The organism is Paenibacillus glycanilyticus, assembly GCF_023715145.1.
In the GTDB taxonomy this organism is placed as follows: domain Bacteria; phylum Bacillota; class Bacilli; order Paenibacillales; family Paenibacillaceae; genus Pristimantibacillus; species Pristimantibacillus glycanilyticus_A.
The window spans coordinates 658,206-671,948 of sequence record NZ_JAMBNP010000002.1; the positions used below are offsets into that span (position 1 = coordinate 658,206).

Annotated in this window: 14 protein-coding genes; 11 read left to right on the forward strand and 3 right to left on the reverse strand. The window is 49.8% G+C overall.

Annotation, left to right across the window (positions count from 1 at the left end; genetic code table 11):
* Positions 1 to 102: 102 nt before the first annotated feature.
* Both spoIVB and spo0A read left to right on the forward strand, forming a co-directional pair.
* Complete coding sequence (gene spoIVB, locus M3194_RS08300) at positions 103 to 1,443, forward strand: SpoIVB peptidase (RefSeq protein ID WP_251653205.1); 1,341 nt, start codon at positions 103 to 105, stop codon at positions 1,441 to 1,443.
* A gap of 267 nt (positions 1,444 to 1,710) precedes the next feature.
* Positions 1,711 to 2,526: a sporulation transcription factor Spo0A gene (gene spo0A, locus M3194_RS08305; protein WP_251652945.1), complete on the forward strand. Its 816-nt coding sequence runs from the start codon at positions 1,711 to 1,713 to the stop codon at positions 2,524 to 2,526.
* 130 nt (positions 2,527 to 2,656) lie between these two features.
* Here spo0A and M3194_RS08310 read toward each other — a convergent pair whose 3' ends face one another.
* Positions 2,657 to 2,950 carry a DUF2627 domain-containing protein gene (locus tag M3194_RS08310; RefSeq protein WP_251652946.1) on the reverse strand — a complete coding sequence of 98 codons (294 nt, stop codon included), beginning with the start codon at positions 2,948 to 2,950 and terminating at the stop codon, positions 2,657 to 2,659.
* Between the two features lie 257 nt (positions 2,951 to 3,207).
* Here M3194_RS08310 and lpdA point away from each other — a divergent pair, with 257 nt between their 5' ends.
* From lpdA to M3194_RS08340, 6 genes are all read left to right on the forward strand, one after another.
* Positions 3,208 to 4,635 (forward strand): dihydrolipoyl dehydrogenase, encoded by a 1,428-nt coding sequence (gene lpdA, locus M3194_RS08315; protein ID WP_251652947.1) that lies wholly within the window; start codon positions 3,208 to 3,210, stop codon positions 4,633 to 4,635.
* Positions 4,636 to 4,829: 194 nt separating this feature from the next.
* Positions 4,830 to 5,843 carry a thiamine pyrophosphate-dependent dehydrogenase E1 component subunit alpha gene (locus tag M3194_RS08320; RefSeq protein WP_251652948.1) on the forward strand — a complete coding sequence of 338 codons (1,014 nt, stop codon included), beginning with the start codon at positions 4,830 to 4,832 and terminating at the stop codon, positions 5,841 to 5,843.
* 1 nt (position 5,844) lies between these two features.
* Positions 5,845 to 6,828 carry an alpha-ketoacid dehydrogenase subunit beta gene (locus M3194_RS08325; protein WP_251652949.1) on the forward strand — a complete coding sequence of 328 codons (984 nt, stop codon included), beginning with the start codon at positions 5,845 to 5,847 and terminating at the stop codon, positions 6,826 to 6,828.
* A 30-nt stretch (positions 6,829 to 6,858) separates the two neighbouring features.
* On the forward strand, positions 6,859 to 8,169 hold the full coding sequence (locus M3194_RS08330; protein ID WP_251652950.1) for a dihydrolipoamide acetyltransferase family protein: 1,311 nt from the start codon (positions 6,859 to 6,861) through the stop codon (positions 8,167 to 8,169).
* Positions 8,170 to 8,187: 18 nt separating this feature from the next.
* Entirely contained in the window at positions 8,188 to 8,910 is a 723-nt protein-coding gene (gene lipB, locus M3194_RS08335) for a lipoyl(octanoyl) transferase LipB (RefSeq protein ID WP_251652951.1), read from the forward strand.
* 185 nt (positions 8,911 to 9,095) lie between these two features.
* Entirely contained in the window at positions 9,096 to 10,223 is a 1,128-nt protein-coding gene (locus M3194_RS08340; RefSeq protein ID WP_251652952.1) for a M20/M25/M40 family metallo-hydrolase, read from the forward strand.
* Positions 10,224 to 10,267: 44 nt separating this feature from the next.
* Here the strand turns inward: M3194_RS08340 and mciZ are convergent, their stop codons facing one another.
* The gene (mciZ, locus tag M3194_RS08345) at positions 10,268 to 10,399 is read right to left on the reverse strand and encodes a Z-ring formation inhibitor MciZ (protein WP_251652953.1); all 132 of its coding nucleotides are present in this window, start codon (positions 10,397 to 10,399) and stop codon (positions 10,268 to 10,270) included.
* Positions 10,400 to 10,498: 99 nt separating this feature from the next.
* Between mciZ and M3194_RS08350 the strand changes: the two genes are divergently transcribed.
* The 3 genes from M3194_RS08350 to fur all read left to right on the forward strand — a co-directional run bounded on the left by M3194_RS08350 (position 10,499) and on the right by fur (position 12,441).
* Positions 10,499 to 11,056 (forward strand): NUDIX domain-containing protein, encoded by a 558-nt coding sequence (locus tag M3194_RS08350; protein WP_251652954.1) that lies wholly within the window; start codon positions 10,499 to 10,501, stop codon positions 11,054 to 11,056.
* Positions 11,057 to 11,143: 87 nt separating this feature from the next.
* Positions 11,144 to 11,782, forward strand: coding sequence for a stage II sporulation protein M (gene spoIIM / locus M3194_RS08355; RefSeq protein ID WP_251652955.1), 639 nt, complete (start codon positions 11,144 to 11,146; stop codon positions 11,780 to 11,782).
* A gap of 200 nt (positions 11,783 to 11,982) precedes the next feature.
* On the forward strand, positions 11,983 to 12,441 hold the full coding sequence (fur, locus tag M3194_RS08360) for a ferric iron uptake transcriptional regulator (RefSeq protein WP_015843928.1): 459 nt from the start codon (positions 11,983 to 11,985) through the stop codon (positions 12,439 to 12,441).
* Between the two features lie 66 nt (positions 12,442 to 12,507).
* On the opposite strand, the gene M3194_RS08365 is transcribed toward fur, so the two are convergent.
* Positions 12,508 to 13,647 carry a S8 family peptidase gene (locus M3194_RS08365; protein ID WP_251652956.1) on the reverse strand — a complete coding sequence of 380 codons (1,140 nt, stop codon included), beginning with the start codon at positions 13,645 to 13,647 and terminating at the stop codon, positions 12,508 to 12,510.
* Positions 13,648 to 13,743 lie beyond the last annotated feature (96 nt).

The following is a 13,743-nucleotide window of genomic DNA, read 5'->3' on the forward strand; positions in this document are numbered from 1 at the left end:
TTTTGCGGTCATAAAAGAATCTGTGCAGGGTAACTTAAAGGTACGCCAATGGCGAAACGACCTTTCTCGTCATGCGATGGAATAACAGGGAGCGTGAAATCATTGAACTCCAGCCCAAGGAAGAAATGGTTTGGCCTAGTTCTCGTTATCTGCGTCTGCATGATCGGACTCTCCGCGCCGTTTCAACATTTTGCCGCATTCCCGAATGAACTACGTTTATTCTCCGGCCAACTGAAACGATTACAATATGGAGTACCCGTACATGCAGAAGTTACCGTGGATCCACGAATGCTTCAGATTAATGGCTCAACCCATCAGTCATTATCAGTCAATTTGAACGACCCGATTTCGTTACAGCCGCATCAAAGCGGTCAAACGAGCATGAAAGTGAAATTATTTGGTAAAATTCCGTTCAAGACTGTCAAGGTTAATGTCGTTCCTGATTTGAGGGTAATTCCGGGCGGCCAGACAATTGGCGTGAAGGTGAAATCCGCCGGCATACTTGTTGTTGGTCATCATCAGGTCCGTGCGAGTAACGGAACAAAGGAGTCCCCGGGCGAAAAAGCGGGTCTCCGGTTAGGCGATCTTATTATTAGGATCGATGGGCACAATATTAATGAAGTCCGCAAGGTCGCTGATTTGGTGGAACTGGCAGGCAAGGAGCAGCGTCCACTCGTTATTACTTATAAGCGCAACGGTACCATTGGGGAAACAAAGCTGTATCCAATCCGCGATGCAGAAGAGCGTAATTGGAAGCTTGGTCTTTACATTCGCGATTCCGCGGCAGGTGTTGGTACTCTAACGTTCTATGCTCCTGATCAAGGTGTCTACGGTGCTCTTGGCCATGTGATTACGGATATGGACACTCAAACGCCAATTGAGGTTGGCGAAGGGCAGATTTTGCAGTCCAGCGTGACGTCCATTAACAAAAGCCAAACGGGAGAGCCGGGAGAGAAACGGGCCCATTTCGTAAAAGAAGGCAAGATTCTAGGCAATATTGAACGCAATACGCCATTCGGAATTTTTGGCAAGATGAACGAAAATCCGAATCATAGTTACAGCGAAAAATCTATGCCTGTAACATTTGCCGAAGAGGTCAAGGAAGGTCCGGCTCAAATTTTGACTGTTGTTAACGGGCAGAAGGTCGAACGATTTGATATTGAGATCGCACACGTAACGAAGCAGCCTGCCCCTGCTACAAAGGGTATGGTTATCAAAATAACCGATAAACGCCTTCTTGATAAAACAGGAGGTATCGTTCAAGGGATGTCGGGCTCACCGATCATTCAGAACGGGAAGCTTGTTGGAGCGGTAACGCATGTGTTTGTTAACGATCCGGCTTCCGGTTATGGCTGCTTTATCGAATGGATGCTGCAGGATGCCGGTATCTTGATGAGAGAGCAATCTACGCGTGGTACAGCCGCACAAGGTACAGCTGCATAAGAAAATAACAAAAACCGCTGACTGGGCTAAGCATTGGACCTGTCAGCGGTTATTTCATTTCAGCGTCTAGAAATGGTTAGATTTGTCGAAAATTTACGAACGTCATCAAAAATTGTAATAAATTATTTATTATAACGAAAAAGATTAAAAAATCAAAGGAAAAAAATTTTCGACAGAAGGAATTTAAACCGCCATGTCGAAAACTTTATTCCAAGACAACTAGGGAAGGTAATCGCGAGTGAATACCATTTAAGGGAGGACCAGACATTGCACAAGATCGAAGTATTGTTGGCAGATGACAATCGTGAATTCACCAATTTATTATCCGAATACATATCGGAACAAAATGATATGAACGTAAGCGGAGTGGCTTATAACGGTGAAGAGGTATTGTCTTATTTCGAAGAAGGCAGAAAAATCCCCGATGTTCTAATCCTTGATATTATAATGCCGCATTTGGATGGCCTGGGCGTGCTCGAGCGAATTAAAGAGATGAACATTTCTCCAATGCCTAAGATCATCATGCTGACTGCATTTGGTCAAGAGAACATCACCCAAAAAGCCGTACAGCTTGGCGCTTCGTATTATATTTTGAAACCGTTCGATATGGAGATTCTTGCGAACCGGATTCGCCAATTGGTGGGAAATAATACGTTTGCCTCTTCAGCATCGTTTAGTTCTGCCACAACAACGACGGTCAAATCAAACGTCGTCCCGCTTGCTAAAGGCAAAAACCTTGATGCAAACATTACAAGCATTATCCATGAGATTGGTGTTCCAGCCCATATTAAAGGGTATCAGTACTTGCGCGAAGCGATTACGATGGTATATAACAATATCGAAATTCTTGGCGCGATTACAAAAACGCTGTATCCGGCAATCGCTGAGAAGTTCAAAACAACGCCATCCCGCGTTGAACGTGCCATCCGCCACGCTATTGAAGTAGCATGGACCCGCGGCAACATTGATAGCATTTCGCACCTGTTCGGCTACACCATTAACATCAGCAAGTCGAAGCCTACAAACTCCGAATTTATCGCAATGGTTGCTGATAAGCTCCGGATCGAACACAAAGTAAGCTAAAGATGAAAACCGCTATTTATTATTGGTTTCTCCAATATGAAGGCGGTTTTTCTTTTCAAGGCAAAAAGGCAAAAAAACACCCCGCAGTACTCCTGGAGTAGCAGCGGGGTGTTCTATGTCGGTTGCGAGTTTAAGCTTGCGGTTTAGGCGGTCTAGGACGCTTCGGACGAAATCTGGGAGCTACGTAATTGCGCTTGCGGTCGCGGAAGAAGATCCAGCCGCCAATAAAGCCAACGCCAATAGTGAATAGGACAAGACCAAATAAAAAGCTGAGCCATGCGAAATCCGGTTTAATGGCATCATTGCCAAAATCGGAGAAGAAATTAAATAAGGCATTTTTCATTTTGAGAAAGCCGATACAGGCAGCAATGCCGGGAATGACGAGCAGCAGTACGGCAATTAGACGGGCAGCAACTAATCTCATATGTATAATGATCTCCTTGTAACCGATATAAACATTCCTTCCTATGATACCTTTTTCTAGTGGCAGTGTCTATTTCGGAAATTTAACGATGTAAATCGATTTGAAAAAAGGTACAATAGGACGAGTGGTATCATGCTTACGAAGCAAGAATTGTCACAAATCACCTACACATAATAGGCTTACTAGGGAACAATTCTTTTAGCTGATGCTTACGAAGCAAGAATTGCTTCGCAATTCTTTTTAGGAGGGAATACATAATGACAATCCAAGTGGATGTAGCTGTGCTTGGCGGAGGCCCTGGCGGATATACGGCGGCAATTCGAGCTGCCCAGCTGGGGAAAAGCGTAGCCATCGTCGAGCTTGATAAGCTGGGCGGCACTTGCTTACATAGAGGCTGCATACCAAGTAAATCGCTGCTTCGCAGCGCGGAAGTATACGCGATTTTGCTGGAATCGGACAAATACGGAATCTCGGTAACAGAGGGTGCCTTGTCACTCGATTTCGATAAAGTTCAAACTCGCAAGGAACAGACGGTTGAACAATTGCATCGGGGCCTGAAAGGCCTGATGAAAAAATACGATATTCAAATTATAAACGGTAAAGGCCGGATTATTGGTCCGTCTATCTTTTCTCCGCGCAGCGGCTCTTTGGCAGTAGAACTGGCTGATGGAGAGATGGAATCCGTCGTATCGACGAATCTTATTATCGCAACGGGCTCACGCCCTCGTCATCTGCCGGGACTAAAACCCGACGGCGTGCATATCTTGTCCAGCGACGATGCTCTTCAACTCGAGAAGCTTCCGGAGTCGATGCTTATTGTCGGCGGAGGCGTGATCGGCGTGGAATGGGCATCGATGCTGCAGGATTTTGGCGCACAAGTAACGTTGGTTGAGGTTGGCGCAAGGCTGCTGCCGGGTGAAGATGCAGAAGTATCTGCCGAGCTTACCAGATTGCTTCGCCGCCGCGGTGTCCGCGTATTAACGAATATTCAGCTCAAAACCGAAGAGCTGTCTATTAATGCGGATGAAGTATCAATTACAGCCGAAACTTCTGAGGGCAATATTCTGCTTACAGCAAACAAGCTGCTGCTGTCTGTTGGCCGTCAGGCGAACATTGAGAACATTGGTCTTGAGAACACGGATATTCAAACGAAAAACGGCGTCATTTATGTCAATGAATTCGGTCAAACGACGGAGCCTCATATTTACGCAATCGGAGACGTCATCGGAGGCGTGCAGCTCGCCCATGCCGCTTCCCACGAAGGAGTAGCGGCAGCCGAGCATATTGCCGGTCATAAGAAAGCGGCGGTTGATCCTAATCTTATTCCACGTTGTATTTACTCCCGTCCGGAGGTTGCCTCTTACGGGCTTACGGAAGATAGCGCACGGACGAAGGGACATGATATCAAGACCGGGAAAATTCCGTTCGCAGCGATTGGCAAAGCGCTTGTGCTTGGCGAAGCAGACGGCTTTGTGAAGGTTATTGCCGACCGTAAAACGAATGATATTCTTGGTGTTCATATGATTGGCCCGCATGCGACCGATCTGATTTCGGAGGCGTCGCTTGCCGGCTTGTTAAATGCAACGCCATGGGAAGTAGGCCAGCTTATTCATCCGCATCCTACCTTATCGGAGGCGCTCGGTGAAGCGATGCTCGCCATCGACGGGAAATCGCTGGCTTTCTAGAGATACGAGCATGAAGGAGTCTTCCCCAAGCTTGCGATGCGTTTATTTCATCGCGAAACGAATGCTGCTCCTCCTAAGGGCGGTGCAGCCGTTTGCGCTTGCGGGATTTTCTTTTTCGCCCGAATGCGGTTATAATAGGTAATATCAAGTCTTAGTACCTGGTTTTAAAATCAGGTTAAAGGAGGCACAACCTCATGAGTCAATCAACCGAACAAACCTTTCGTCATAATGAATTAGGCTTAAGCAATGAGAAAGCTCTTGAAATGTATGCGACGATGATGCTCGCACGTAAATTCGATGAGCGAAACATGCTCCTGCAAAGAGCGGGCAAAATTAATTTCCACGTATCCGGGATCGGCCAGGAGGTAGCACAGGTTGCCGCTGCTTTCGCATTAGACCGGGACAATGATTATTTCCTGCCTTATTATCGTGATTATGGATTCGTTCTTGCCGTTGGCATGACGGTTAAGGAACTGATGCTGTCCGTCTTCGCGAAAGCGGAGGATCCAAACAGCGGCGGCCGTCAAATGCCGGGCCACTTTGGCAGCAAGCGCCTTCGGATTGTAACGGGCTCAAGTCCCGTTACTACGCAAGTACCTCATGCTGTTGGCATTGCGTTGGCCGCAAAGATGAAGAACAAACCCTTTGTCAGCTTTGTAACGTTTGGAGAAGGCTCGAGCAATCAGGGCGACTTCCACGAAGGCTGTAACTTTGCCGGAGTTCATAAGCTTCCGGTCATTTTGATGTGCGAGAACAACCAATATGCCATTTCGGTGCCGGTGCACAAGCAGCTCGGCGGCCGTGTCGCAGACCGTGCCCTTGGCTACGGCTTCCCGGGATATCAGGTGGACGGCAATGATGCGCTTGAAGTGTTCCGCGTCGTGAAGGAAGCGCGCGAGCGTGCTGTTGCGGGTGAAGGCCCGACACTTATCGAAGCGATGATGTACCGGATTTCGCCTCACTCTACCTCTGATAATGATCTTGCTTACCGCACGAAGGAAGAAGTAGATGAGAACAAGGCCAAGGACGGTATTCCTAAATATAAACAGTATCTCGAAGAATGCGGCCTTTGGAATGAAGAGCTCGAGGCTGAGCTTCAAGCGCGCATCCGCAAGATGGTGGATGAGGCAACGGAATACGGCGACAACGCTCCGTTCCCGGCGCCGGAATCCGTACTGTTGCATGTGTATGCGGAGGAGGGACGCTAAGATGGCAAACATGGATTATATCGATGCCATTCGATTGGCAATGAAGGAAGAGATGGAACGCGACGAGGACGTATTTGTGCTGGGTGAAGACGTAGGCTTAAAAGGCGGCGTATTCACAACAACAAAGGGTCTGCAGGAGCAATTCGGCGAAATGCGTGCCCTTGATACGCCGCTCGCGGAATCCGCTATCGCAGGTGTTGCGATTGGCGCGGCAATGTACGGCATGAAGCCGATCGCCGAGATGCAATATTCGGACTTTATGTTCCCGGCTACTAACCAAATCATCAGCGAAGCGGCGAAAATCCGTTACCGTTCCAATAATGACTGGAGCTGTCCGGTTGTTATCCGCGCGCCAATCGGCGGCGGCATTTTCGGAGGCTTATATCACTCGCAGTGTCCGGAATCCGTATTCTTCGGAACGCCGGGCCTCAAGATTGTAGCTCCATATACGGCTTACGATGCGAAAGGTCTGCTAAAAGCGGCTGTACGCGATCCGGATCCGGTTATTTATTTCGAAAATAAAAAATGCTATAAGCTTATTAACGGCGATGTGCCAGAGGGCGATTACACGGTTGAGATCGGCAAAGCGAATGTTCTTCGCGAAGGCGACGATATCACCGTAATCGGCTACAGCATGCCGCTTATGTTTGTTGAGCAGGCGGCAGCCGAGCTTGAGCAGGAAGGCATCAGCACTCATATTCTTGACCTTAGAACGCTGCAGCCGCTGGATAAGGAAGCTATTCTTGCCGCTGTCCGGAAGACTGGCAAAGTATTGATTATTCACGAAGACAATAAGACGGGCGGCGTAGGCGCGGAAGTATCGGCTATTATTGCGGAAGAACTGTTATATGAGCTGGATGCTCCTATCCAAAGACTTTGCGGTCCGGATGTACCGGCTATGCCGATCAACCCGCCGGGCGAGAAGTTCTTTATGCTCAATAAAGATAAAGTAAAAGATGCTATGCGCAATTTGGCGCTATACTAAGCGGCAATCAGGTAGGGAGATGGATAATTAATGAAATCGGTGAAGGAGATCGTCATTCCTCAGCTGGCGGAATCACTGGTCTCGGCGACTATTGATAAATGGCTGAAGCAGCCTGGGGACCGGATTGAGATGTATGAACCGATCTGTGAGCTTATTACGGATAAAGTAAGTGCGGAGCTTCCGTCAACGATTGCAGGCACTTTGGTTGAGATTTTGGTTGGTAACGGCGAAACGGTACCGGTGGGTACTCCTGTATGCCGCGTAGAGACAGAAGTGGCTTCCTCCGAAGCTGCGCAAGCCTCCAACGCGCCGATAGGGCCAAGCACAAGCGTGAATGCGGATGCGGCGGATGATGGAGACAAGTCCATGCGCAATCGCTTCTCTCCTGCGGTTCAGCAGCTTGCTGCCGAGCATGGCATCCGTCTTGCGGATGTGCCGGGAACCGGACTTGGCGGAAGGATTACGCGCAAGGACATCCTTGCTTATGTAGCTTCGGGAGCGGGACAAGCGCCTGCACCGGCCGCAAAGCCGGTTGCTCCTCCACCAAGCGCTACGGTATCGGAAGTGCGTTCGTCGGGTCTGCACTTGACCGAATCGCCTCGTACGCCAACCGTTCCAAGCCAAAGCGCTTCGATTTCGGGCCGCGGAGAGGATTTCATCGACGTATCGCCGATTCGCAGCGCGATTGCCCGTAATACGATGCTTAGCGTGAACGAAATTCCACACGGCTGGATGATGATTGAAGTGGATGTCACAAATCTCGTTCAGCTCCGCAATAAAGTGAAGGATGAATTCATGAAGCGCGAAGGCATCAATCTGACGTACTTGGCCTTTGTTTTGAAGGCTGTCGTTAACGCGCTGAAGGATTTCCCGATTATGAACTCGATGTGGGCTGTCGATAAAATTATCGTGAAGCGCGACATCAACATCTCGCTTGCTGTCGGAACGGAAGAATCCGTCGCTACTCCGGTTATCAAGAATGCCGATCATAAGACGATTGCGGGCCTTGCCCGCGAGATTGATGATTTGGCTCGCCGCGGACGCGAAGGAAAGCTGACTCTAAGCGATATGCAAGGCGGTACTTTTACGGTCAACAATACAGGCTCATTTGGTTCGATTATTACGAATCCGATCATTAACTATCCGCAAGCCGCTATCCTGACGTTCGAATCCATTGTGAAACGCCCAGTCGTCATCAATGATATGATCGCGATCCGTTCGATGGCCAATATGTGCTTGTCGCTGGATCACCGCGTGCTGGACGGCGTTATCTGCGGCCGCTTCCTGCAGCGCGTGAAGGATAATTTGGAAAGCTTTAACCAAGAGACGAAATTGTATTAAGAAACGGGGTAGTCCAACATGACTGACACGGAAATGAAACAAAACGTGGAGCGGCATTTGGAGGCCCGATATATACCGATGATCGGTTATGCCGAAGCTTGGGAGCTTCAGAAATCGATCGTGCGGCAAATCAGCCAGGAGGAGCGTCAGGAGACGCTTCTCCTTCTTCAGCATCCGCCTACCTATACACTAGGCACGGATCGCCATCATGAGCATCTGCTGCTGAGCGAGGATGAGCTGAAGGAGCGCGGGATATCGGTCTTTGAAATCGATCGCGGAGGAGATATTACGTATCATGGGCCGGGACAATTGGTCGGCTATCCGCTGCTGTTCCTGCCCATGGAAGGGCTGGACCTGCATGCGTATCTGCGAAATGTCGAGCAGGCCATAATCAATTGGCTGGCGGAATATGGTATAGAAGCGGGAAGAAAGCCGGAATATACAGGGGTATGGGTAGGCAACGAGAAAGTCGCCGCAATCGGTGTGAAGTTTAATCGGGCCCGCGATCGCGGCGGTTTTGTAACAAGTCACGGCTTTGCCTTAAACATCGAGGAAGGAATAGGCAATCAAGGCTTTAGCGGGATTGTTCCATGCGGCATTCAGGAGTATGGCGTTACCTCGTTTAATGATTTGACCGGACTTAACCTTACCGTGGAAGAGGCAGGGCGGCAGCTGCTGCCGCATTTCTGCCGTGTATTTGGGTTCGAGACTCCCGCTCTGTTAGAGCAAAGAGCTGAGTGAAGCAACGAGTGTCGTAATAACCAAAGCGGCAACAACAAGAATAGCAACTAGACGAATAAGCTTTTGCGTTTTCAAAGGTAAATCTCCTTTCTTTTTAAAAAACTTCGTGGATAGAGGTTTTTTGGAAGTAAATAAAACAAGCTCCCGTCTATTGTAATCGAAAACCGAGAGTGGAGGAAATAGCTATGGTGAATCAGGAACGGATTGTCAGCGAGTTTATCGAGCTCGTAAAGGTAGACAGCGAGACGAGACATGAACAGGAAATCAGCAAAGTGCTGAAAGCGAAATTTACGGGGCTTGGTCTTTCAATCGAGGAAGATGACGCGCAGGCCAAAACAGGGCATGGAGCGAACAATTTGTTTGCTTACCTGGAAGGCACGGAGGAAGGCGATGCGCCTACCATTCTTTTTACCTCCCATATGGATACCGTAGCTCCGGGCAACGGAATCAAGCCGCAAATTGACAGTGACGGTTACATACGCAGTGACGGTACAACGATACTTGGCAGCGATGACAAGGCAGGGCTGGCTGCCATGCTGGAGGCCATTCGCGTGTTGAAGGAGAATAACATTCCTCATGGACCTATCCAGTTCGTCATTACGGTAGGAGAGGAATCGGGGCTGCTTGGCGCGCGGAATATGGATGCTTCCAAGCTGAAGGCTTCGTTTGGTTATGCGATTGATTCCAACGGCTCGATCGGTGATATGGCCGTTGCCGCTCCGACTCAGGCGAAAATCATTATGAAGCTCCATGGCAAATCCGCTCATGCCGGCGTGAATCCGGAGGATGGCATCAGTGCGATTCAGGTTGCCGCGAAGGCGATTTCCCGTATGCCGCTAGGACGTATCGACAAGGAGACTACAGCCAATATCGGCAGCTTCGAGGGTGGAGGTGCTACCAATGTCGTCTGTGATTTCGTGAAGCTGATCGCCGAAGCGCGCAGTATCGTGCAGGAAAAGCTGGACCGTCAGGTGGATGCGATGCGAGAGGCGCTGGAGAGTGCTGCAGAGGAATTTGGTGCAAGAGCAGAATTCGAGAGCCAGTTGATTTATCCGGCTTATGTCCATGACGATCAATCTCCGGTTGTCCAGCTGGCCAAATCGGCAGCAACGGCAATTGGACTTACGCCGCGTGCCTTCCACTCCGGTGGCGGCAGTGACGCCAATATTTTCAATGGATTAGGCGTTCCTACCGTAAACCTGGCGGTTGGTTACGAGCATATTCATACGACTAAGGAACAAATCAAGGTTGTTGACCTCGTAAAGATAACAGAGCTGGTCATTGAGATCATTAAGCAAGCAGCTAAAGGTTAAGCAAGCAAAAGCCAAAACGGCTTGTCCCAAGCCGGATGTGCCGTTTATTTCGACTTTTGCGGGGAGAGCAGCTTCTGAAGCGGGATATTCATGCCGGATAGCTTGCGCAGCTGGCTTTGAATCTCCCATGCTTTACCGACCAGTCTCAGCTCATTATTCGTCATATATTGTTTCATCCTTTACACGCTCCTTTGTTTATCCTTATAAGCAATGGATATGTAAAGACGGGACAAGTTATTCAAGAAATCGAGATTTCCGGACAGGGGAGAATTAGGATGAGTCAGAACAACGAGCTGTGGCGCGAAGAAACAATCGGCACAGAACCTATCTTCGAGGGGAAAATGATTACGCTGCAAGTGGATACGGTCGCCATGCCTGACGGCCGAACTGCGACACGCGAGATTGTGAAGCATCCCGGTGCGTCTGCCGTAATGGCGCTTCTGGATGGCAAGCTGCTTGTCGTTGAGCAGTTCCGCAAGCCGCTGGAGAAGTTCCAGATCGAAATTCCCGCAGGCAAGCTCGACGCCGGCGAGGATCCGATGGAAGCCGCAGCACGGGAGCTGGAGGAAGAAACGGGTTACCGGGCGGATGATTTAAAGCTGGTCAGCGCCTTTTTCACCTCACCGGGGTTTGCCGACGAGAAGCTGTTCCTGTATTTCGCGGAGAACGTTACGGCGGGCACGCAGCATACGGATGAAGACGAGTATCTGCAGGTAGAAGCGATTACTCTGGAGCAGGCGGAAGCCTATATCGCAGAGGGACGCATAAGCGATGCGAAGACCATTCTGGCCGTATATGCGTGGAAGCTGTATCAATTAACGGGCAAGATATAAAACTTGTCCTGGCCGCTCCTTGCAAGCGTCATACGATGAGTAAAGGGTTCATACACTTTATCATCGGGACAAGGGGGGAAGTGTGCCATGCGTTCGCCAGCTTTTCAAGACGCGGTGAAAAACCAGCTGACTTTATATGTCTTTGTAGCGGTGTTGTTTGTTGTAGGAGCTATATTCGGCGGGCTGATGGTCAACGCTTTGACGCTGGAGCAGCAGCAGGATTTGGCCACGGACGTGAGTCAATATATCAGGCTCGTAAGCACCGGCGCGACGCCCGATGCGGCGCAGTCGTTCTGGGACAGCTTTATTTTCCATGGCAAATGGCTGTTTCTGTTATGGTTCCTTGGCATAACCGTAGTAGGAATACCGTTTGTGCTTGCCCTTGATTTTCTTAAAGGAGCGCTGGTCGGCTTCGCGGTAGGCTCGCTGATCTCCCAGCATGCCTGGAAGGGCGTGCTGTTCTCGCTAGCTTCCGTCGCGCCGCCGAATCTGATCGTAGTGCCTGCTATTATGATCACTAGCGTTGCTGCGATTACCTTCTCGACATTTGTCATCAAGAACCGTCTGTTGCAGCAAAAAGGTGCTTTGGCGCCACAAATCGCCACCTTCACGTCAACAGCACTGCTGATGCTGCTGCTTCTCGCAGGGGCGTCCCTGCTCGAGGCGTATCTGTCGCCCTACTTCATACAGTGGGCTGCACCATATCTGAATTCTAATCAAATATAGATATTTTCTTATGAACTCGGCTTGGAATTCTATGGATATAAACGCGCTTATCAGTCCGAAGAATGGCGAAGCAGGCCTATTTCGACAGGGGCTGGAACAGGCGTCTGACGGCAAAATGTTTGACTTTAGGAATGGTTAACCCCTATAATGAAAGCAAACGTTTCCTGATGTTGGCGCAGACATGTGGTAGGGGGGAAATCATGGAAGCCCGGATTGAGAAGATAAAACAACAGTTGCAGTCGCAGGGCTACAAATTAACCCCGCAGCGTGAAGCAACGGTTCGTGTACTGCTTGAGAATGAAGAAGATCACTTAAGCGCCGAAGATGTGTTCATGCTCGTAAAGGACAAGGCCCCGGAAATTGGCCTCGCTACTGTATATCGCACGCTCGAATTGCTGAGCGAGATGCATGTGGTTGAGAAACTTAACTTTGGTGACGGGGTTGCCCGCTATGATCTACGTACGGATAGCAGCAAGCACCATCATCATCATCTGATTTGCGTACAGTGCGGCGCAATGGACGAGATTAAGGAAGACTGGCTTCTTCCTCTGGAAGAACGGCTGGAGCAGGAATATGGCTTTACCGTTATCGACCATCGTCTTGACTTCCAAGGCGTTTGTCACCGCTGTAATGCAAATAACGACAAATCAAATGAATAAACGGCTTTGCTGCCCAGCGTAACTGGACGGCAAAGCCGTTTTGGCGTTTAATAACCGATTGCCTTATTATACGCGGTCGAGCTGCAGCAGACCGGCCCCTTGCTCATCCTCCGTCTCGGACGGAAGAGGAAGCGCCCAGCCTTTCAATTGCTCCGCGACTTGCGCGGGGGTCAGACCGGATTGCCTCGACAGGAGCAATGCGACTCCGCCTGCCGCATGCGGGGCAGACATGCTGGTGCCCGACAGCGTCATATATCCTCCGTTAAGCCACGTTGACTTGATCTGCTCCCCGGGAGCAGCCAGATCAATGCCTGTGCCCCGGCTGCTAAAGCCCGTCACTTTATTCGAAAGGTTGGTGGCGGCAATCGCTATCGTCTCCGGAAAAGACGCTGGAACGTCGATCATGCCATTGTCCTCCGTACCCGAATTGCCGGCAGAGGCAACAATTACGATGCCTTGATTGTAAGCTTTTGTAATGACCTCGCGCAGCGCCCGGCTGACGGCCGTGCCAACAAGACCAAAGCTCATGTTGATTACGTCCATCTTATTGCGGATACACCAGTCAACACCGGCAATAATGCTGGATACATATCCGCCTCCGCGACTGTCCAAGGCTTTTACCGCGTAAAGCTCCACATCCGGAGCTACCCCTTTTATCCCATCGAGTCCTTTGGCAGCGGTAATGCCGGCCACATGGGTGCCGTGGCCGTTATCGTCGGCGTAGCTGCCGCCCCGCATGGTATTGACTCCTCCGGCAATCTGCAGGTTTGGATGCGCTGCAATTCCCGTATCAATAATCGCGACTTTAATCTTGCCGCCGGTTGTCCGCGGCCAAGCTTCATTGGCTTTTACCCGACAAATGTTCCAGGTCAAATCGGGAGGGCATGTCGACAGAGTATGAGCCTTCTTTCGATTGGCCGATTGCTTATGCTTCCTGAACAGGTGAACCCGGATCCGCACGTCGCTCTCAACCCGTTTCACTTCAGGGTGTTTGGAAATGGATTTCCATGAACGGCGTTTGTCAAAATGGCAGCCGATCGTCCGGAGAGAAGGCATCCTTTTATAGGGCTTTAAACCTTTTATCCGGAGCTTTCTAAGGCATTTTTTATAAGATAGACCCGTTTTGAAGGTAATCAGTTTACGAACCGTATGTTTGGATGGGGCCCGCTTGGAGCTTGTGAACAGCAGCTTTTCCAGCTTTGGCATATACATTCTCCTATTCGTTCTATATGAAGATCGAGAGTAGCCAGTAAAAGAAAATGTGCTTGTTCAGTGTATGGGAACCCCGCTAAGTTCGTTATG